This is a genomic window from Vibrio sp. LB10LO1 (assembly GCF_010092875.1).
GTDB lineage: Bacteria > Pseudomonadota > Gammaproteobacteria > Enterobacterales > Vibrionaceae > Vibrio > Vibrio campbellii.
The window spans coordinates 28,830-49,322 of the sequence record NZ_JAADJW010000015.1; the positions used below are offsets into that span (position 1 = coordinate 28,830).

Sequence of the window (20,493 nt, forward strand, 5' to 3'; positions counted from 1 at the left end):
AGGAGTCTATTAGTCATAATGTTACTAGTAACATTACTGATAAATTAGATATTTATGGCTCAGCAGAATAAGAAAGCAAGAACGACATTGCAGGATGTCGCAGACAAAGTTGGCGTAACAAAAATGACCGTCTCGCGTTACATGCGCAATCCAGACTCGGTGGCAGAAAAAACACGGGTGAAGATTGCCGCCGTGATTGAAGAGATGGGCTACATCGAAAACCGTGCACCGGCGATGTTGTCGAAGTCTTCCAGTAAAGCGATTGGTATTTTGTTGCCTTCACTGTCCAACCAAATTTTTGCGTCTTTTGTTCAGGGTATTGAAACCGTCACCAAAGCCAATGGCTACGAAACGTTACTTGCGCACTTTAGTTATGACGAGCTGGAAGAAGAACGCAAAATCGCGTCGCTGCTTTCTTATCAAGTTGACGGCTTAATCCTAACCGAAAGTCACCATACTCAACGCACTTTGCAGATGATCAAGAACGCAGGTGTACCCGTGGTCGAAACCATGGAACTGCCAGAGCAGCCGATAGATATGGCGGTTGGTATGGATCACGAAGACGCTTCTTACAGCGTCGTAAAGCGCATGTTGGAATCGGGCAAGCGTACCATCGTTTACTTCGGTGCTCGTTTGGATACGCGTACTAAATTGCGTATGCAGGGCTACGATCGTGCAATGATAGAAGCAGGGTTGGAGCCAAAACACGTGCTAACGGGCGATCACTCAAGCTTCTCGCTGGCACATGATTTGTTGGAGCGTGCACTGGCAACGTACCCGGAACTTGATGGCGTATTTTGTACCAACGATGACATCGCGATTGGTACCTTGTTGAGCGCTCAGCAGCGCGGTATCAAAGTGCCCGATCAACTTGCGGTTGTGGGTTACAACGCATTAGACATCGGACAAACCATCAGCCCGAAACTGACCAGTGTGGATACACCGCGTTTCGAGATTGGTGAGAAAAGTGCCGAGCTATTGATTGCACGCCTTAAGGGTGAAGAGCAAGCCGAGACAGTCGTGAACATGGGTTATCAAATTACAGCAGGCGAGAGCGTCTAACTCACTCTGACTCACGTCTATTTTTCATCATTCGTTTCTGATAAGGACACGGGCATGCCACATCAACTTGATGCGTTAGATCTTAATTTAATGCGCTTACTTAAAGCCGTGGTAGAAAATCGCAGCATCAAGTTGGCGGCGATGCAGCTTGGCATTTCGCAACCCAGCGCCAGTCGTGGGGTGATGAAACTCAAAGACGTGTTTGATGATCCGCTGTTTGTGCGTAAAGCCCATGGGGTAGAGCCATCCCCAATGGCGATTCGCTTAGCGGCGGAGTTTGATAACATGCTGTCTCCACTAGAAAAAGTAGTGCAGGAGTTTTCGGAGTTTGACCCGCTCGAATACCAAGGTCAGATTGCGATTGTGACCGACCCTTATTTGATGGACGAACAAGGTCAGCGTTTATTGCGCGGTTGCCATCAGGCGTTTCCTCAAGCCTCGTTTGCTTTCTCAAGTTGGAACATTTATTCCCAAGATGAGATGTTAGAGGGCGAACACGATTACTGCATTCTCGACCAAGAAACCGAGTTGTCGAAAGACATCTACATGCGTCCGTTATTTGTTGAAAAGCGTGTGATTTTGGCGCGTAAAGACCATCCAACCTTGTCGCAAGTCAGTAATGACTGGGATACGGTGTCGGAATTGCCACTGGTCTCTTTGCCTGCACCAGCATCCTACAATCCGCTGTGTACGGTGGAGTCGGAGTATCGCCGCATGGGTTACGAACCCGTTGTATTGCTCAAGTCCTACAACTTACGTGTCGCTTGCCAAATGCTGCTTGAGACCGATGCCATCATGTATGCCAGCCAAAGTACTGCACATTTGATGCACGAGCTTGCCTCTTATCCAATGCCGATGGTCAACCGAGAGTTCAGCCAATTTGTTGTTTCTGGAGGTTATTTACAGACCTACCGTAACCACCCATTGCACCGCCATTTGCACCAAGTGGTGCAGCAAACCCTCAATACGCCATTAACGTGATCGGATAAGCAAACTGCCCGTTAAGATATTCAAAAATGAATATCTCAATTACCTGTCTGTTTTGCTGAAGAAGGGCTAATCTGACTACAAATAGTCAGGAGAAGCGGCTCTTTTTATCTTATCAATTCTTTGAATGTCTGATTCTTAAAGGACATTCACCATTCTCCGTTATGCAGTTTTTTAATTTCTGGGGAGGATGAATCATGCTCATTGCACGTCTATTTTTATTGCTTGCCATCGTTGCCGAAGTTGCCGGTACCAGTACGATGTCGTTTATTGGTAAAAGTAATGCGTGGGAAGGCTATCTGGTGATGTACGTTCTGATCGCCATTTCCTATTACTTCTTGTCGAAAGCGGCAAAGAAAATCTCTATCGGTGTCGCGTACGCAACATGGGAAGGTTTGGGTATCGCCTTGATTACCCTGGTTTCTATCGTTTTATTTGATGCCAACTTAAGTACGCAGCAGTTGCTTGGTTTGGCGCTGGCAGTCGTCGGTATTGTGTGTGTGACGCTCGGCGAATCACACGGTCAGCCTCAACAAAAAGATGAGTTGCCAAGCTCATCGAATGCGAGGTGTTAATCATGAGCCAATTTTTTACTGTTTCATTCGGATTTGTTGTTATGGCGGCGTTGGTCGACATCATGGCGAACATGGCGCTGACTCGCTCTAAAGGCTTTAAGCACAGAGGGTGGGGCATCACTGCGATTGTATTGGTGATGGCTGCGTTTACCTTGCTTGCTCAAGCAGTAAAAGAAATCGACCTTGCGATCGCATACGCCTCTTGGGGCGCGATAGGTATCTTAGGTACCGCGATTGGTGGTGCTTTGCTGTTCAAACAAAAGCTTAAGCCGATTGGTTGGTTTGGTATCTTTGTGGTGATTGCCGCGGTTGTGGTGATGAAGACAGCTTGATGCTCTTTGCCTGAATCCTAGATATCGTCATTCTGAACGGCGAGGGACGAGCATGATTCAGAATCTACCAACAAAAAGTGCTGTGGCAGAGGCGTTTTCTCTCGCTTCACAGCACTTTGATAGTAGATTCCTGATCTCGCTTAGGCTCGTCGGAATGACGGGGTCTTTCTTCCCACTTTAAACAATAAAGCTTGCGCCTTCTTCTGCGCTCGAAACGCTTTGACGAATCACACTAAAGAAACCACGGCCCCAAGTCTGTTGTTTCGCTTCAGTATCCATCTCTAACAATTCACGACCAGTAACATCGCTTAGGTTGTTTAGCTCGCCAGTTTGGCAATCAACGCGGATGATGTCGCCATTGCGCACCAAACCAATCGCGCCGCCACGAATTGCTTCTGGAGAAACGTGGATTGCTGATGGAATCTTACCCGATGCACCAGATAGTCGACCGTCTGTCACGAGCGCGACTTTAAAGCCCGCTTTCTGCACGTTGCCGAGAATTGGCATCAGTTTATGCAGCTCTGGCATGCCGTTCGCTGCAGGACCGTTGTGCGTCACGACCACGATGCAATCTTGGTTTAGCTCACCGCGTTTGTACGCCGCTTCCACTTCGTGTTGACATTGGAATACGATTGCTGGCGCTTCGATGATGCGTTGATCTTCTTTCACCGCAGAGACTTTCACTACCGCTTTACCCAAGTTACCGTTAAGTACGCGAGTACCACCGGTGTTTTGGAAAGCTTGCGTTGGCGCAGCAATCACTTCGCCGTCTTGGCTGCCTCCACATGGTGTCCAAGTCAGTTTGCCATCGACTAGTTTAGGTAGCGTCATTTGGTCTTCGAATTCGCCGAATACCGGTTTCACGTCGCGATGAAGCAAGCCTGACTCGTCCAAGCGATGCAATAGCGCAGGTACGCCGCCCGCTTCTTGGAACGCGTTCATGTCTGCTGGACCGTTCGGGTAAACGCGCGCTAATAGTGGCACGACTTCAGATAAGTCACTGATGTCTTGCCATGTCAGAATCAAACCTGCTGCACGCGCCACAGCCAACATGTGGATAGTGTGGTTGGTGCTGCCGCCCGATGCCAACAGCGCAATAATACCGTTGACTAGGCTCTTTTCGGTGACCACTTCAGACAATGGACGGAAATTGGCTGAACCTGCATTCATTGCCGCAATTTTCAGAGCTGCGTGATCGGTTAGCGCCTTACGTAGCTCAGTATGTGGATGGATGAATGCTGAACCTGGCAGCATCAAACCCATAGCTTCAAACACAAGTTGGTTAGTGTTTGCGGTGCCGTAGAAGGTACACGTACCTGCTGAGTGGTAAGCGCGACACTCCATATCAAGCAGTGCGTCTTTACCTACTTCGCCCGCCGCGTATTTTTGGCGAACGTCGACTTTCTCTTCATTGCTGATGCCCGTTGCCATCAAACCTGCTGGCACAAATGCCGTTGGTAGGTGTGCGTAAGACAGCGCGCCCATCAGTTGTCCCGGTGCGATTTTGTCGCAGATACCCAGAAGTAAGGTCGCATCGAATACGTTGTGGCTCAGTGAAAGTGCTGTCGATTGAGCAATTAAGTCACGAGAAAACAGTGACATGTCCATGCCCGCTTGACCTTGAGTCACGCCATCACACATTGCCGGAACACAACCAGCAACTTGCGCAGTGTGACCGTAACCAGACAGCACTTGTTTGATTTGATCTGGGTAGTGTTGGTAAGGCTGGTGGGCACTCAGCATATCGTTGTAAGCACTGATCAGCGCCACATTCGAATGAGTGAAATCCAGAATGCTTTTCTTTTCTGAAGAACAAGATGCCGCAACGGCGTGAGCCAAGTTACCACAAGACAGACCGACACGACCTTTGCCAGCTTCGGCTTGGACTTCAGTGCGAGCAAGAAACGCCGCACGCGCTTCTTGGCTGCGTTCAACCAAGCGCTGGGTAACGTCTAAGATTACTTGATGAGTCATGCCATTGCCTCGTCTTGCACTAGGATTAACTCAGCGGCATTCGACACAACGTCTTCGATGGTTGCATCAATGCTGACGAAAATGGTGCGAGGCTCATCTTCTGGACGCTCTAGCGTTTCAAACTGGCTGTTGACCATGTTCTCTTTCATGAAATGACCTTGGCGAGCACGCATGCGCTCAAGGATCAGTTCTTTGCTGCCGTCTAGGAAGAGAAAGCTCACGTTCTCGTTGCCTTCGCGGATTTGGTCACGATAAATCTTTTTTAGTGCTGAACAGACAATAATGCCGTGCTCGTTTTTGCTTTCTAAGCTATAAGCAGCGTCGCGGATACGTTCTAGCCAAGGTTTGCGGTCGTCGTCGTTCAGAGGCTGACCTGATGCCATCTTCTGAATGTTTGCTCGTGGGTGAAGATCATCACCATCAATGAATTTACGTCCCAGCTTCTTCGCCAAGTGCTCACCAATTGTGGTTTTGCCACTCGCACAAACGCCCATAACGACGACACTACTACCAGCCATAACTTATCCTCATAACAAATTTGCGCGTGATCTCAATTTTCGAATTCACTTTAAAATATGGGTTTATCTTATTCATGTTATCGGTAACATGTTACCGGTAACTCAAATAAATGTGAACCACAACACAAACAATAATTCTTAAAGGTGAACCCATGGAACAGCTAACCCAAGCTCCAGACCCTACGTTCCTACTAACGATTGCAGTCCTCGCGATAGCAGCGTTACTTGTATTGATTATTAAACTAAAAGTGCACGCTTTTGCTTCCCTAACTATGGTGAGTTTAGGTACAGCACTGGCGACTGGCGTTTCTTCTGACCAAGTTGTCCCAACCATGATGAGTGGCTTTGGTGGCACGCTGGCTTCAGTCGCATTGCTGGTTGGTCTTGGCGCAATGATCGGTAAGATTTTGGAAGTAACTGGCGGTGCGCAAGTGCTGGCAGATACTTTGATTGGACGCTTCGGTAAAGAGCGCGCACCTTTTGCATTGGGTGTGGCTTCACTACTGTTCGGTTTCCCAATCTTCTTTGATGCTGGTCTAGTGGTCATGATGCCAATCATCCTAAGTGTGGCAGCACGCTTTGGTGGTTCGCCAATCAAATACGCACTACCAGCAGCGGGTGCGTTTGCAGTAATGCACGGCTTTGTTCCTCCGCACCCAGGTCCAGTTGCAGCAGCAGAATTCCTAGGCGCAAACATTGGTCTACTGCTTGTTGTTGGTATCCTAGTGGCTATCCCAACTTGGTACCTAGGCGCTTATCTATTTGGTCTGTACGCAGGCAAGAAATTCGATATCCCACTATCAAAAGCGTTCTTCAACGGTGAAACACAAGTTGATGAATATAAGCTGCCAAAATTTGGCACAGTAATGACCATCCTAGTGCTGCCGGTACTGCTAATCTGTTTAGACACAGTACTGAACACGCTAGCGGTTGCAGGTGTGATTGATGGCAAAACAGCTCTGGTTGAGTTCCTACGTATGCTAGGTAAAACGCCAGTAGCCCTTCTGATTACTCTGCTTGTGTCTCTTGCGGTATTCGCGAAAGACTACGGCATGGCAAAACTTGAGAAGCTGTGTGGCGACTCATTGGCTCCGATATGTGGCGTTATCCTAGTAACTGGTGCGGGCGGCATGTTTGGTGGCGTATTGCGCGCAAGTGGTATCGGTGATGCACTAGCAGACGTTCTGACTGACACAGGTATGCCAGTGATCGTAGCAGCGTTTGTTATCTCTACCTGTTTGCGTGTTGCTCAAGGCTCAGCAACCGTAGCACTAACGACAACAGCAGCACTTATCGCACCAGTAGTGGCAGCATCAACTGGTTTGAGTGAGCTAGACCTATGCTTTATCGTTATCGCGATTGCAGGTGGTGCAACAGTGCTTTCTCACTTCAACGATTCTGGTTTCTGGCTAGTATCTCGTCTACTAGAGATGGATGAGAAAACAACGCTAAAAACTTGGACGGTAATGGAAACTTTACTTGGTAGTATCGCGTTTATTATCGTAGCAACATTAAGCTTTATTCTTTAGAGGTTACCCATGACAACACTTGAACAACGATTAAGAGAAATCAAAATCGTCCCAGTTATCGCAATCAACGATGTAGCACACGCTCTGCCACTGGCAAAAGTGTTGGTAGAAAACGGTTTACCATGTGCGGAAGTGACATTCCGCACTGAAGCGGCGGCTGAGTCGATCCGCATCATGCGTGAAGCGTACCCAGAACTGCTGATCGGTGCTGGTACAGTGCTGACAACTGAGCAAGTGGACATTGCGATTGAAGCGGGCGTGGACTTCATTGTGAGCCCGGGCTTCAACCCAACCACAGTGAAATACTGTCAGCAACGCAACGTGACAATCGTACCGGGTGTAAACAACCCAAGCTTGGTTGAGCAAGCGATGGAAATGGGTCTACGTACCCTGAAGTTCTTCCCTGCTGAGCCATCAGGCGGCGTAAACATGCTTAAAGCACTAACTGCAGTTTACCCAGTGGAGTTCATGCCAACAGGTGGTGTAAGCCCATCTAACGTGGAAGATTACTTAGCGCTGAAATCGGTTGTCGCTTGTGGCGGTACTTGGATGGTTCCAACCGCTATGATGGACAACGGCGATTGGGAAGGTATTGCTGAATTGGTTCGCGCAGTTAAGTAAAACGCGCAAACGGCTCCGAAATACCCCCGAACGTTTTAAAACGTGAATAGAAAAAGGGTCATCAAGTAATTGATGACCCTTTTTGTTTGTCCAGACAAAGCAATTTTGCGATTGAAGCCCAAATTGCGCAAAATTATAATATTATGCAATCAAAGACGTAGCGATTACATATTCACGATGCGGAGTATGGCTTAATTTCACCATGGCGCTAGCATAGAACTACAAGAGGCTTTCAGAAGATGCTACCTATAAATGATCTAATTGATATAAAAACGCTTTCTGAATCCTCTGAGCTTGAGTTTAAGCTTGCTCAAGGAAAAGATGGTGGCGGGAAGCTTCCTGATGACTTTTGGTCCACATATAGTGCTATGGCTAATAGTCGTGGTGGGTATGTTGTACTGGGAGTAAGGGAAAAAAGAGGGCAGTTCAATGTTGTTGGTATACAGAACGTAGAAGTCGTCAAAAAGCAACTTTTTGACATCGCTAATAACAAGAAGAAAGTTAACGTTAACTTACTAAGTGATAATAATGTTAAAGAGATGAAAGTCGATGGACACTCTCTTCTTGTTGTGGAAATACCAGCAGCACGACGAGAGCAAAAGCCGATTTTTCTAAACAATCAACCGATGACAGAGACGTACATACGTTTGTATGAGGGAGACTGTCGATGTTCTGAAGAGCAAGTCAGGCGTATGCTTGCGGAACAAATTGAAGATAGTCGTGATAATCGAGTGTTACAAAACTACGATATGTCGGATATCAATTTGGACAGCTTGCAGGCATATCGACGATTGTTGTCCGTATCTAAACCTGGGCACCCAGCTTTGGAGTTAGATAACTTTGAGTTTCTTCGCAGTGTTGGAGGATGGAAAAAGGACAGACAATCTGGTTCTGAGGGAATGACATTGGCAGGCGTTTTGATGTTCGGAACTTGGGAGGCCATCCAAGATGCCGCTCCGAATTATTTTGTTGACTACCAAGAAAGACCTGAAGCGAAAACTGAGAGGCGATGGATTGATCGAATCTGCCCTGATGGGACTTGGTCTGGTAACGTATTTGATTTTTATCGTCGAACATATAGAAAGTTAACAGAAGATTTAAAAGTGCCGTTTGAGCTAAAAGATGGTATTAGACAAGATGAAACTCAGGTACATACAGCACTACGTGAAGCTTTAGTTAATACGTTAGTTCATGCTGATTACACCGGCCGCCTATCCATTTTAGTTGTTAAGAGGCCTGACCTATTTGGCTTTCGCAACCCTGGTCTCATGCGTATTCCTCCAGAACAAGCTATCAAAGGCTATGAGAGTGATTGTAGAAACCGTCTAATGCATCAAATGTTTCTTCTAATTGGTGCTGGTGAGAGGTCTGGCTCAGGGATACCTAAAATATATAGTGGCTGGAAGTGGGCTAATTGGCGAGTACCTAGACTTCATGAGAAAGAAGAGCCCGAACAAACTTTACTTGAGCTATCCATAGTCAATTTAGTTTCTCAGGAGACTGCTGACTTACTGCATAAGAAGTTTGGGGAAAAGATAGATACTCTGAGCGATTTGGAGCGTAGTATTGTCATTACAGCTGCAGCTGAGGGGTGGGTTGACCATGAAAGAGCTTGCCAGCTGACGAGTCAGCATTCTAGAGACGTTACATTAGCGTTACCTAAACTTGTTGGTGGCGGATTTTTAACCCCTCATGGAGAAAAAAGGGATAAATCTTATACATTACCCGGTGTTAAACTGCCTTCTCCTGACGAAGTTTTTGCCTCTAATCCGTTATCAATAGAGAGCAACATCACGGATAGTGGGAAAATGATCACGGATAGCGAAGATTTGATCACGGATAAGCAGCTGACCACTCAACTTGACCGAGATGTGGAGGGGCGTTTTATCACTGACAAGCTACCGCATCCCTATATAGATGACTTTGAACGCCTTAGTTCATCATTGCAAAATAATCTCAGCGCAATTTCCCAACCTGCAAGAGATAAAAAACGATTACCAAATGAAGTGATGGATAGAATTGTTTTAGAGCTGTGTCGCGGCCACTTTATACCGCTAAGTATTATTGCTAAGTTGGTAGATCGTACTCCTCAGAACATTAGAGAAAAGCAATTATCGCCTTTAGTAGCACAAGGTAAAATGAAAATGGCGTTTCCTCATGCCAAGCGGCATAAAAATCAGGGTTATATTGCAGCGCTATAAATACGAAAAGGGTCATCAAGTAATTGATGACCCTTTTTGTTTATCTGCTTAAATCAGCAAAGTGATTAACGCATCGTCACGAACTCTTCAGAACCTGTTGGGTGGATAGCCACAACAGAGTCGAAGTCTGCTTTGGTTGCGCCCATCTTCATTGCTACGCCGAAGCCTTGAATCATTTCATCAACCGTAAAGCCGATGCCGTGTAGACCAACAACGGTTTCTTCTTCGCCAGCACATACTAGCTTCATCTTACATGGTTGACGGTGCTTAGTAACCGCGGTGTACATCGCAGTAAAGCCAGACGTGTAGACTTTGATGTTGTCTTTGCCGTACTTCTCTTCTGCTTCTTGAGTCGTTAGACCGATAGTGCCGATTGGCGGGTGGCTGAATACCACAGTTGGTACCAAATCGTAGTCCATCTTCGCGTTTGGTTTGTTGTTGAACAGACGCTCAGAAAGTTGACGACCCGCTTTCACCGCCACTGGTGTTAGCTCGATACCGCCTTCCATGATGTCACCTACACAGTAGATGCCTTTCACGTTAGTTTCTTGGTATTCGTCTACCTTGATGTAGCCACGATCGTTCGTTGCAACGCCAGTTGATGCTAGGTTGATAGCGTCAGTTGCTGGGTGACGACCGATTGCCCAGATTAGGGTATCAACGTTTTGGCTCTCACCGTTTTCTAGGTGCAGAGTTAGGCTTCCGTCTGCTTCTTTTACCACTTCTTTTGGAACAGAGTGGGTGTGCAGAGTTGGACCTTCTGCGTCCATCACTTCTACTAGCGTTTCGATGATCATTGGATCGAAGCTACGTAGTGGTGATTCTTTACGAACGAATAGGTGTGTTTCTGTGCCAAGTGCATGCAGTACGCCAGCGATTTCTACCGCGATGTAACCTGCACCAATCACTGCAACGCGTTTTGGTTGCTCAGCAAGCTCGAAGAAGCCGTTTGAATCGATGCCGTATTCTGCGCCTGGGATGTTTGGAATCGTTGGACGACCACCTACTGCGATCAGGATGTGATCTGCTGTGTAGTGTTCACCGTTTACTTCAACCGTTTTCTCGTCAACAAACTTAGCAAAGCCTTTGATAACGTTTACTTTGTTGTTGCCAAGAACGCGGTCGTAAGATTGGTGGATACGACCAATGTAAGCCTGACGACTCTCAACCAGTTTGCTCCAGTCGAAACCTTTTACATCTACATCGAAGCCGTAGTCTTCTGCGTACAGGTTCATTGCTTCCGCAACTTGTGCGCCGTGCCACATTACTTTTTTAGGCACACAACCAACGTTTACACAGGTACCGCCAAGGTCTTGAGCTTCGATAAGCGCTACTTTAGCACCGTACATTGCCGCACGGTTTGCTGATGCGATACCGCCGCTGCCGCCGCCGATACAGATATAATCAAAATGAGTCGCCATTACTTTCTCCAAGAGCTTATTAATTTTGTCTGACAACAACTACATTGGGGTGGTGGGTGATGAACTCAACAGTCCAACGGAATTGTTGTTAATTCCATGTCCCTATCATAAATCGAGTCTAGCAATTTCCTAAATGGGAAAAAGTGACATTGCTTATGACAAATAGCGATGAAAGGATAGCAAAGCGGAATAAGGCGCTATTCCGCTTGGTGTTTTTCATGCTCAGGGGAGGGGAAAACCATTAACCGCAGCAGCTTGATGTGCCACAGTCTGACTGGGCTTGCGCATCTTTACCATCCGCAAGATAAGTGTTGGTTAGGTAGAAATCGCTAAACAGCTGCACGAAGTCTTCCGATACCGTCTTCTCTGCTAATCCTGATTCTAGGATGTGTTTTTGCCATGCCTGCATTTTTGGCAGACCACAGAAGAAGTCGTAACCAGAGTGCGCTTTGACGATGGCAGCACGATGCAGAAGTGGCAACCACGCCATGTCTACATTGCTTAGTTCATCGGATTTGAAGAACTTGGTTTCACCAGACAGTTGGTTTTCTGCTTTTTGGAACGCTTTGATCAGTTTCTCTGTTCGCTCTTCAAAGGTTGCTTGGTCTTTGCTACCCATGGTGCCGCACTGAGGCAAGTAGTGTTTTGAACCTAGGTAGCTCCATGCGCGATCCAGTGCGCGTTGTTCATTTGTCACGCCTTGCTCTAATGGACCGTATTCGTCTTCGATGTATTCGATGATCGCATCCGATTCAAACAGCGCCGTGCCAGATTCTGTCACCATCACTGGTACTTGGCCGTTTGGTGAGATGTCTAGGAACCATTGTGGTTTGTCTTTTAAACTGATGTATTCAATCTCGTAAGGGATCTGCTTTGCTTCTAGTGCCGCGGTTACGCGTTGAACAAATGGGCAAATTTTAAAACTGATAACTTTAAGCATGGTCATTTCTCTCTATGGTTTAGCTTGTTTACATCCCTAAGACGCAGGCAAAAAAGAAAAGACGAGGCGAAGGCGAAAATTTTTTAGAAAATAAATAAAAAAAAGCGCAACGAGGTCATCGTTGCGCTTTAAGATTCTGAAATTCGGTGTTTTTTATTCTGGAACGATCCAGTCGACTTTCCAGTGACCTGTTGCTGGCGCGATCGCTTCTTGCAGGAATGGCAGAATTTCTTTCATCTGGCTTTCCAGTTTCCACGGTGGGTTAATCACGATCATGCCTGATGCCGTCATGCCACGCTCGTTGGTGTCTGGAGAGACGCCCAATTCGATTTGCAGGATTTTGCGAATGCCCAGTCCTTCCAAGCCTTCAATCATATCTTCGATATCACAGCGGTTTACCACTGGGTACCAAATCGCGTAGATGCCAGTTGCCCAACGCTTGTGGCTTTGGAAAATCGCTTGCACGACGTCGCGGTATTCTTTTGCTAGTTCGTATGGTGGGTCAATCAGCACCAAACCACGACGTTCTTGCGGTGGTAGGCTGCCTTTCAGACGCTTAAAGCCATCTTCTTTGTAGATGCTCACTTGACGATCGCGGTGGAACTCTTGCTCTAGTAGCGGGTGATCGGCTGGGTGCAGCTCAGTTAGAACCATACGGTCTTGTGGGCGGATTTGCGCACGAGCAACACGCGGTGAGCCTGGGTAGTAACGCAGCTTCTCACCGTTGTTCAACGTTTTGATTGAATCGATGTAGCTTGCGATGTCTTCAGGAATGTTTGGGTTGTCCCAAATGCGAGCGATGCCTTGTTTGTATTCGCCCGTTTTCTCAGACCATTCGTGAGTCAGATCGTAGCGTCCCACACCCGAGTGGGTATCGTGATAAACAAACGGCTTATCTTTCTGCTTTAGTGCATCAAGAATGAGGCTTTGAACGATGTGTTTTACCACGTCAGCATGGTTGCCAGCGTGGAAGCTGTGGCGGTAACTTAACAAATTAAACTCTCGAAACACTCTTTGACTGAGTGTGGTCTGTGATTTTCGCGATATGGCGGTATTATACTCAAGTAACTTAAAGAAGTAGAACTTCGATTCAAATCAGTATCACTGATAGGGATTCGCTATTGAAATTTCTTTAAGTCACCCATACTTAGTATGAGTAAACAAATTGAACCTAAGTGGGATTGCGCCGCTCCAATAGAGTGCCAAACCGAACTTAGGCATAACAAGACTCAAGGACAGAGTAAGCGCTCTTTGACCCATTCGGTCATTGCTGCATCGAGAAAGGGAACGGAAATCCCCCCATCCATGTTGTCGGCTTGCCTGTGCATTGAGTTCGCCTACTGTTTTGCAAATACCAATAGGGTCTTTGCAAATGCGAATAGGCAAATACAGAGCCAAAACACAAAAGGAATTATTCATGTCTAATCCACTTCTTACGTTTACGGATCTTCCTCCGTTTTCGCAAATCAAACCAGAACACATTAAACCTGCAGTGGAGCAGGCGATTGCGGATTGTCGTGCCAAAATTGACGAGGTACTAAAAGACAACGCAAACCCAAGCTGGACCAGTGTGATCGCGCCAATTGAAGAAGCGGATGACCGCTTGAGCCGCATTTGGTCACCAGTGGGTCACATGAACTCAGTAGTGAACAGCGAAGAACTTCGCGAAGCTTACGAAAGCTGCCTACCAATCCTGTCTGAGTACGGTACTTGGGTTGGTCAGCACAAAGGTCTTTACGAAGCGTACAAAGCGATCAAAGCAAGCGAAGAGTACGCGACGCTGACGCGTGCACAGCAAAAGACCATTTCGGATTCACTACGCGACTTCGAGCTTTCGGGCATCGGTCTACCATCAGATGAGCAACATCGCTACGGCGAAATCAGCAAGCGCATGTCTGAGCTGAGCTCAAAATTCTCTAACAATGTGCTGGATGCAACCATGGGTTGGACGAAGCACGTTGCCGACGAAAAAGACCTAGCGGGTATGCCAGAATCTGCACTTGCAGCGGCAAAAGCGGCAGCAGAAGCAAAAGAGTTGGATGGCTACCTAATCACGCTAGATATCCCATCTTACCTACCGGTGATGACGTACTGTGATAACCAAGACCTACGTAAAGAAGTGTACGAAGCGTACGTAACGCGCGCTTCTGACCGTGGTCCAAATGCAGGCAAATGGGACAACACAGAAATCATCACTGAGCAGCTAAAACTGCGCCATGAAATCTCTCGTATGTTGGGTTTCAACACTTACAGCGAGAAATCTCTGGCAACCAAAATGGCAGAGAACCCAGCGCAAGTTCTTGGCTTCTTGAACGATTTGGCAACCAAAGCGAAACCACAAGGTGAGCGCGAAATCGAAGAGCTACGCCAGTTTGCGAATGCGGAATTTGGTGTCAGCGAGCTAAACGTATGGGACATCGCGTACTACAGCGAGAAGCAAAAGCAGCACTTGTTCCAAATTTCGGATGAAGAACTGCGTCCTTACTTCCCTGAATCAAAAGCAGTAAGTGGTCTGTTTGAAGTGCTAAACCGCGTGTTTGGTATGACAGTGACAGAGCGTGAAGGCGTGGACACTTGGCACGAATCCGTGCGTTTCTTCGATATCTTCGATGGCGAAGGCGCGCTACGTGGCAGCTTCTACCTAGATCTATACGCACGCGAACACAAGCGTGGCGGTGCGTGGATGGATGATTGCCGTGGTCGTCGCGTAACGCTATCAGGCGAGCTACAAACACCGGTTGCTTACCTAACGTGTAACTTCAACCGTCCTGTTGGCGACAAGCCTGCACTGTTTACGCACGATGAAGTGGTGACACTATTCCACGAGTTTGGTCATGGTATCCACCACATGCTGACGCAAGTAGAAACAGGCGCGGTATCGGGCATCAACGGTGTACCTTGGGATGCGGTTGAGCTACCAAGTCAGTTCCTAGAAAACTGGTGTTGGGAAGAAGACGCGCTGGCGTTTATTTCGGGTCACTACGAGACTGGTGAGCCGCTACCAAAAGCGATGCTAGACAAAATGCTAGCAGCGAAGAACTTCCAGTCAGCGATGGGCATCCTACGTCAGCTAGAGTTTGGTTTGTTCGACTTCACTCTGCACACAGAATACGACCCAGAAGTGGGTGCTCGTGTGCTGGAAACCTTGGCAGAAGTGAAAGAGAAAGTGGCAGTTGTACCAGCGGTTGAGTGGGCGCGTTTCTCACACAGCTTTGGCCATATCTTTGCTGGTGGTTACAGCGCGGGTTACTACAGCTACCTATGGGCAGAAGTGCTGTCTTCAGATGCGTTCTCTCGCTTTGAAGAAGAAGGCATCTTCAACAAAGAAACCGGTCTGAGTTTCTTGAACAACATCCTAGAAATGGGTGGCAGTGAAGAACCAATGGAGCTATTTAAGCGCTTCCGTGGTCGTGAGCCAGAAATCGATGCGCTACTGCGCCATTCTGGTATCGCAGCGTAATCTCGATTGAGAATGAAAATGGGCAGCCAAGTGGCTGCCCATTTTTGTGTTCTTAGATTCAACTTTTAGTATCTGATTCAGGGCGTTATGGATTGACGCTGCGATTGATCGGGTTTTGCAGTGAAATCAGCGTTTCAGTGGATTGCACTTCGTCGATCGCTTGAAGCTTATCAATCAAGACAAATTGCAGCTCTTCAATCGATTTGCACATCAATTTGACGAATATGTTATACGCGCCTGTGGTGTAGTAAGCTTCTACCACTTCATCGAGGGCATTGAGCTTTTCTAGCGCTGAATGATAGTCACGCGCGGCATTCAAGTTGATGCCAATAAAGCAACATACGTCGTATCCTAGCTTTTTAGTATTGACGATTACCTCAGTACCTTCGATGATGTCTGCCGCTTTCATTTTCTCTATACGAACGTGGATGGTCGCTGGGCTGACATTAAATTGTTTTGCCATTTCCGCGTAAGGCTTACGCGCATCCGCCATCAGAGTTTTGAGAATAGCGCGATCGAGGTCGTCGAGTTTAGGCAGGCTCGCATTCATACAATTATTTCCGTTGGGTATGAGGTTTGGAGTTCATTTTATACTCACAGCGGACAGGATTCACAAGGTTTACGCAGGGATAACCGCGAGGTAGCTCTGAAGTCATGGAGTTGATGTGCCACTTTTTCTGTTTCTCATAGCGCTTATTTTCAGTGCTGTCGCTACGGCGCAAGAACAAAAAGTCCTCGTTGTTCACTCATACCACCAAGGTTTTTTTTGGACCGACTCTATTCAGCGTGGTTTCGCCCAGCAACTTGAGGGGCACCCGCTTGATATCCGTATTCTGTATCTTGATTCTAAGCGCAGTCAGAGCCAGCAATTCTTCAATCAGCTGGAGTCCCTTTATCGCACCAAACTGAGTGAAGAGCATTTCGACGCGATCGTCGTCAGTGATAACAACGCACTCGCTTTAATGCAACGTCTGTCGGACGTGCTAGAAAATACTCCTGTCATTTTCAGTGGTATCAACAATTACGATCCCTCTTTGCATCGGGGATTGAAAGCCACAGGCGTGATTGAAGATGTGGACTTGCTTGCAAACCTTGCACTTATCGAGCGATTGCATCCCAAGCACAAGCAGGTTCTTGTCGTCAGTGACCATTCTGTTACTGGTGCGGCACTTCGGGCTCAGATCGAGAATTTTCTCGATAATAACCCTATATATCGCGATAAAGTTCGCCACTTCATTCCTGACAGTGTTGAAACGTTAAAGCAAAAAGTGTCGAAAATGAACATCGATAACGTGGTGTTGTTTTGGACTTACTATCGAGATATCCATGGCAATATCGCGACCGATAAGGATTGGCGTGATATCAACCAAGCCTCCAATGCTCCTGTATTTATGGTGCATGATGTTGGACTCGGTCATGGCGCGGTTGGTGGCGTTATTCAAAGCGGTTACCGCCAAGGTTTTGAGGCGGGGAAGTTGCTGACGCAAGTCCTCGATAACCCAGCACAGCCTTTGCCTGCGGTGGTGAGTGCAGAATCGGATATCAAACTCGATTATCAATCGGTGGTGCGTTGGGGCTTAGGAGCAGAGCAAGAAGCCTCATCGGTATTCTTCAATAAGCCGGCAGAGTTTACCGAGCGGTACGCACGAGAAATCAAACTGTTTGGCAGTGTTTTGGTGGCGATGACCATCATTATTTTGCTGCTCAGCTATTATTTACAGCGAATTCGTCGCAGCGAGAGCATCGCCCGTGAAAGCCAAGCGATTTTAGAGTCGGTTTTTGATCAGAGTATGCAGTACATGGGCATTCTCGACCAACACGGCTTGCTCAAATCAGGTAACGATCGTCTGCAATCTTTATTTAATCGTCAGGAAATGCGTGTCGATCGTCCACTTTGGCATCACAAAAACTGGAGTGAGGAAGCGCGCCAATTACTCGCCAGCTATTTTCACTCTAGTCATCGCCAAGTGGCCACTTTTGAGGCTGAAATCTGGAGCAAGGAACACGGTGCCATGGTGCTGGAAGTGTCTCTCAAACCGTTTTCGCAACAAGTGGCAAACCAAGAGCAATATCTATTTGAAGCTCGCGATATCACCAGCCGTAAAGCGATTGAAGACAAGCTCTATCATCGCGAATCAAGTCTACGTAATTACTATGAGCAGCAGCCTGTGATGATGGTGACGCTCGACAGCAATAACCGCGTGCAAGAGGTGAATCGCTTTGCACAGCAGCTTTTAGGCTATCAACCGTTGGATATGCTGGGGCATTACTTATGTTCATTCTACTGCGATGAAAAAGCACTCTATCCGCGCCAAGTTTTGTTGCAGCCACAGCAGGTGATGAACGGGGTTTGGCGTCGAGAAATCGAATATCGTCACGCCGATGGTCATAGCGTATGGGTACGTGAAAACATTCGCCCATTACGAGATTCCGACCAATTGTTGATCGTTGGGGAAGACATCACTGAGACAAAGAAGCTCGCCAAGCAGCTCGAATATCAAGCGCGCTACGACTTACTGACCGATACCTACAATCGCAACTACTTCGAGCTAGAGCTGCAAACGGCGCTGAGAGAAGTAGAAAGCCACCGTCGAGTGCATGCGATGTTGTACCTCGATCTTGATCAACTCAAAGTACTCAACGACACCGTGGGCCACGATGCGGGTGATGCCGCGATCCAGTTCTGTGCCAGCATGTTAGAGGAAGTCTTGCCGTACAATGCGGTATTGGCGCGCATGGGCGGTGATGAATTTGCGGTGTTATTGAAAGACTGCGATGAGCACGGCGCGATTAATATTGCTAAGCAGATCATCTCTACGTTGGGTGAGCAGATTTTCCGTTGGGAAGACACGCAACTGTTTATGAGCTGCTCGGTGGGCGTTCGCATCATCGACCATACGGCAGAAACGCCACAAATGGTCCATGCTCAGGCGGACTCGGCTTGCCATGCGGCGAAAGAGCAGGGGCGTAACCGCTATAACTTGTTCAGCTTGGACAACGAAGAGTTGCGACACCGCCAGTTGGAGATGCAAAGCGTTAATCTGGTGCATGAGGCGCTATCGAGTAAGCGTCTTGAACTGTTTGCTCAGCGTATTTTGAATTTGAGTGGGGAAGGTTCACCGTTGTGCTTTGAGATTTTAGTGCGTATTCGCGATGCTCAAGGCAATTACTTATCCCCCGGCGTCTTTGTCCCTGCCGCTGAGCGTTACAACATTGCTCATTGGATTGATAAACAAGTGATTAGCCAAACTTTAGAGTGGTTTGAAGCGCGTCCAGAAGTCGTGGAGCAGCTCGGTCGCTGTGCGATTAACTTGTCTGGTCAATCAATGGGTAACCAAGAGTTTATCGACTTCCTTCTAGCACGTTTGCAGTCGTCTTCGATTCCTTGTGAAAAAATCTGTTTAGAAATCACTGAAACGGCAGCGATGAGCAACATCGATCAAGCGCTCGACTTCTTCACTCGTGTTAAAGCGCTGGGATGTTTGATTGCATTGGACGATTTTGGCTCTGGTTTGTCGTCTTTTGGCTACTTAAAGAAACTTCCTGTCGATATCGTGAAAATTGACGGTCTTTTCGTGCGAGATATCAACGTAAACGAGATGGACCGTGTGATGGTGCGGTCAATTAACGATTTAGCCAAGCAAATGGGTAAAGTCACGGTGGCAGAGTTTGTTGAGAATGACCAAGTTAGAGCGTGTTTGGTCGATCTTGGCGTCGACTATGGCCAAGGTTATGGCATCGGTCATCCTAAGCCTCTGGCTGAGCTAGTTAACGAACTCCAACAACTTGATCCCAAGAGTAGAAAGTCATCTAACTTATCCCCAGCCTAGCAATTAGAGGTGGGTTGGGTATACACTCAGCGCCAGTTAAACCGATTTTTACTGGAGCCTCCTTTTGCAACTGCAATTGATTTGTGAAGACCCATCTCAACAGTCTCACCTTGATGAACTCGCTGCGCGTTGGCAGCTTTCTCACACTGACGACAGTGACTTTGCCCTAGTCCTTACGACTGAGCGCTTAGAGCTACGTAAAGTGGACGAGCCAAAACTGGGTGCGATCTTTGTTGATTTGATTGGTGGCGCAGTCGGGCATCGTCGCAAGTTCGGTGGCGGTAAAGGTCAGGCGATTGCGAAAGCCGCGGGTTTGAACAAAGGCGCAACCCCAACCGTACTGGATGGCACCGCGGGTTTAGGGCGGGATGCGTTCGTATTGGCGTCGCTAGGCTGTAAAGTGCAAATGGTAGAGCGTCATCCGGTGGTCGCTGCATTGTTGGATGACGGCTTGGCACGTGCGAAACACGATCCAGAAATCGGGACTTGGGTATCAGAGCGCATGTCTTTGATTCACGCTTCTAGCCATGATGCACTGGAGCAATTGGCGCAAGATAAAGACTTTATCCAGCCCGATGTGGTTTACCTCGATCCAATGTACCCGCACCCTGAAAACAAAAAGAAATCGGCATTAGTGAAGAAAGAGATGCGTGTCTTCCAATCTTTGGTTGGTGCAGATCTTGATGCAGATGGTTTGCTGGCTCCAGCAATGGCATTGGCGAGTAAGCGTGTAGTGGTCAAGCGCCCAGATTACGCAGACTGGCTTGATGAGCAAAAGCCAAGCATGGCAATCGAAACCAAAAAGAACCGTTTCGATGTGTATGTGAAGGCATCAATGGCGTAACTCACCTAAACGCCTGACGACAAAAGCTTCTCCTCACAGCGCCTGATTTGGCGCTGTGTTTGTATCTAGCGTTTACTCCGCTTATTGATACTTTTCTCTTGCTAATTCGGCATACTGACTGTATATCTAACTAAGAATTATTATTATTACACTTGTGTGATGTCGTAGAGTAAGACCGTCGAGAATTGGGAAGCTGGAG

16 protein-coding genes are annotated in these 20,493 nt (G+C 47.5%); 10 read left to right on the forward strand and 6 right to left on the reverse strand.

Features of this window, described 5'->3' with window-relative positions; all coding sequences use genetic code 11:
* Window positions 1-54 precede the first annotated feature (54 nt).
* The 4 genes from GXP65_RS12830 to GXP65_RS12845 all read left to right on the forward strand — a co-directional run bounded on the left by GXP65_RS12830 (window position 55) and on the right by GXP65_RS12845 (window position 2,956).
* Window positions 55-1,062, forward strand: a complete 1,008-nt coding sequence (locus GXP65_RS12830) for a LacI family DNA-binding transcriptional regulator (RefSeq protein WP_029789280.1) — start codon at window positions 55-57, stop codon at window positions 1,060-1,062.
* 54 nt (window positions 1,063-1,116) lie between these two features.
* The gene (locus GXP65_RS12835) at window positions 1,117-2,043 is read left to right on the forward strand and encodes a LysR family transcriptional regulator (RefSeq protein WP_050914413.1); all 927 of its coding nucleotides are present in this window, start codon (window positions 1,117-1,119) and stop codon (window positions 2,041-2,043) included.
* A 203-nt stretch (window positions 2,044-2,246) separates the two neighbouring features.
* Window positions 2,247-2,624 (forward strand): SMR family transporter, encoded by a 378-nt coding sequence (locus GXP65_RS12840; protein ID WP_162092985.1) that lies wholly within the window; start codon window positions 2,247-2,249, stop codon window positions 2,622-2,624.
* A gap of 2 nt (window positions 2,625-2,626) precedes the next feature.
* On the forward strand, window positions 2,627-2,956 hold the full coding sequence (locus GXP65_RS12845; protein ID WP_005434604.1) for an SMR family transporter: 330 nt from the start codon (window positions 2,627-2,629) through the stop codon (window positions 2,954-2,956).
* A gap of 177 nt (window positions 2,957-3,133) precedes the next feature.
* Here GXP65_RS12845 and edd read toward each other — a convergent pair whose 3' ends face one another.
* Window positions 3,134-4,930, reverse strand: a complete 1,797-nt coding sequence (edd, locus tag GXP65_RS12850) for a phosphogluconate dehydratase (RefSeq protein ID WP_162092986.1) — start codon at window positions 4,928-4,930, stop codon at window positions 3,134-3,136.
* Entirely contained in the window at window positions 4,927-5,448 is a 522-nt protein-coding gene (locus GXP65_RS12855; RefSeq protein WP_012126706.1) for a gluconokinase, read from the reverse strand. The genes edd and GXP65_RS12855 overlap by 4 nt, the downstream gene beginning before the upstream one ends.
* A 152-nt stretch (window positions 5,449-5,600) precedes the next feature.
* Between GXP65_RS12855 and GXP65_RS12860 the strand changes: the two genes are divergently transcribed.
* The 3 genes from GXP65_RS12860 to GXP65_RS12870 all read left to right on the forward strand — a co-directional run bounded on the left by GXP65_RS12860 (window position 5,601) and on the right by GXP65_RS12870 (window position 9,799).
* A complete protein-coding gene (locus GXP65_RS12860; protein WP_162092987.1) occupies window positions 5,601-6,977 on the forward strand; it encodes a GntP family permease in 1,377 nt (458 codons plus the stop codon).
* A gap of 9 nt (window positions 6,978-6,986) precedes the next feature.
* The gene (locus tag GXP65_RS12865) at window positions 6,987-7,598 is read left to right on the forward strand and encodes a bifunctional 4-hydroxy-2-oxoglutarate aldolase/2-dehydro-3-deoxy-phosphogluconate aldolase (RefSeq protein ID WP_005430025.1); all 612 of its coding nucleotides are present in this window, start codon (window positions 6,987-6,989) and stop codon (window positions 7,596-7,598) included.
* Between the two features lie 239 nt (window positions 7,599-7,837).
* Window positions 7,838-9,799, forward strand: coding sequence for an RNA-binding domain-containing protein (locus tag GXP65_RS12870; protein ID WP_042600484.1), 1,962 nt, complete (start codon window positions 7,838-7,840; stop codon window positions 9,797-9,799).
* Window positions 9,800-9,864: 65 nt separating this feature from the next.
* Here the strand turns inward: GXP65_RS12870 and gorA are convergent, their stop codons facing one another.
* The 3 genes from gorA to GXP65_RS12885 form a co-directional block, all read right to left on the reverse strand.
* Window positions 9,865-11,220 (reverse strand): glutathione-disulfide reductase, encoded by a 1,356-nt coding sequence (gorA, locus tag GXP65_RS12875; RefSeq protein ID WP_005429991.1) that lies wholly within the window; start codon window positions 11,218-11,220, stop codon window positions 9,865-9,867.
* A 241-nt stretch (window positions 11,221-11,461) separates the two neighbouring features.
* Entirely contained in the window at window positions 11,462-12,160 is a 699-nt protein-coding gene (locus tag GXP65_RS12880; RefSeq protein WP_162092988.1) for a glutathione S-transferase family protein, read from the reverse strand.
* Window positions 12,161-12,313: 153 nt separating this feature from the next.
* Entirely contained in the window at window positions 12,314-13,153 is an 840-nt protein-coding gene (locus GXP65_RS12885) for a 23S rRNA (adenine(2030)-N(6))-methyltransferase RlmJ (RefSeq protein ID WP_005533522.1), read from the reverse strand.
* A gap of 424 nt (window positions 13,154-13,577) precedes the next feature.
* On the opposite strand from GXP65_RS12885, the gene prlC reads away from it, so the two are divergent.
* Complete coding sequence (gene prlC / locus GXP65_RS12890; RefSeq protein ID WP_162092989.1) at window positions 13,578-15,620, forward strand: oligopeptidase A; 2,043 nt, start codon at window positions 13,578-13,580, stop codon at window positions 15,618-15,620.
* 85 nt (window positions 15,621-15,705) lie between these two features.
* Here prlC and asnC read toward each other — a convergent pair whose 3' ends face one another.
* The gene (asnC, locus tag GXP65_RS12895) at window positions 15,706-16,170 is read right to left on the reverse strand and encodes a transcriptional regulator AsnC (protein WP_005430014.1); all 465 of its coding nucleotides are present in this window, start codon (window positions 16,168-16,170) and stop codon (window positions 15,706-15,708) included.
* Between the two features lie 115 nt (window positions 16,171-16,285).
* On the opposite strand from asnC, the gene GXP65_RS12900 reads away from it, so the two are divergent.
* Together GXP65_RS12900 and GXP65_RS12905 are read left to right on the forward strand one after the other, a co-directional pair.
* Window positions 16,286-19,450: an EAL domain-containing protein gene (locus GXP65_RS12900; protein WP_162092990.1), complete on the forward strand. Its 3,165-nt coding sequence runs from the start codon at window positions 16,286-16,288 to the stop codon at window positions 19,448-19,450.
* A gap of 64 nt (window positions 19,451-19,514) precedes the next feature.
* Window positions 19,515-20,294: a class I SAM-dependent methyltransferase gene (locus tag GXP65_RS12905; RefSeq protein ID WP_005429979.1), complete on the forward strand. Its 780-nt coding sequence runs from the start codon at window positions 19,515-19,517 to the stop codon at window positions 20,292-20,294.
* Window positions 20,295-20,493 lie beyond the last annotated feature (199 nt).

What these genes read in the sequence shown, in the direction of transcription:
- GXP65_RS12830 (WP_029789280.1), top strand. Translation starts at nt 55, where the DNA reads ATGGCTCAGCAGAATAAGAAAGCAAGAACGACATTGCAGGATGTCGCA.
- GXP65_RS12835 (WP_050914413.1), top strand. Translation starts at nt 1,117, where the DNA reads ATGCCACATCAACTTGATGCGTTAGATCTTAATTTAATGCGCTTACTT.
- GXP65_RS12840 (WP_162092985.1), top strand. Translation starts at nt 2,247, where the DNA reads ATGCTCATTGCACGTCTATTTTTATTGCTTGCCATCGTTGCCGAAGTT.
- GXP65_RS12845 (WP_005434604.1), top strand. Translation starts at nt 2,627, where the DNA reads ATGAGCCAATTTTTTACTGTTTCATTCGGATTTGTTGTTATGGCGGCG.
- edd (WP_162092986.1), bottom strand. Translation starts at nt 4,930, where the DNA reads ATGACTCATCAAGTAATCTTAGACGTTACCCAGCGCTTGGTTGAACGC.
- GXP65_RS12855 (WP_012126706.1), bottom strand. Translation starts at nt 5,448, where the DNA reads ATGGCTGGTAGTAGTGTCGTCGTTATGGGCGTTTGTGCGAGTGGCAAA.
- GXP65_RS12860 (WP_162092987.1), top strand. Translation starts at nt 5,601, where the DNA reads ATGGAACAGCTAACCCAAGCTCCAGACCCTACGTTCCTACTAACGATT.
- GXP65_RS12865 (WP_005430025.1), top strand. Translation starts at nt 6,987, where the DNA reads ATGACAACACTTGAACAACGATTAAGAGAAATCAAAATCGTCCCAGTT.
- GXP65_RS12870 (WP_042600484.1), top strand. Translation starts at nt 7,838, where the DNA reads ATGCTACCTATAAATGATCTAATTGATATAAAAACGCTTTCTGAATCC.
- gorA (WP_005429991.1), bottom strand. Translation starts at nt 11,220, where the DNA reads ATGGCGACTCATTTTGATTATATCTGTATCGGCGGCGGCAGCGGCGGT.
- GXP65_RS12880 (WP_162092988.1), bottom strand. Translation starts at nt 12,160, where the DNA reads ATGCTTAAAGTTATCAGTTTTAAAATTTGCCCATTTGTTCAACGCGTA.
- prlC (WP_162092989.1), top strand. Translation starts at nt 13,578, where the DNA reads ATGTCTAATCCACTTCTTACGTTTACGGATCTTCCTCCGTTTTCGCAA.
- asnC (WP_005430014.1), bottom strand. Translation starts at nt 16,170, where the DNA reads ATGAATGCGAGCCTGCCTAAACTCGACGACCTCGATCGCGCTATTCTC.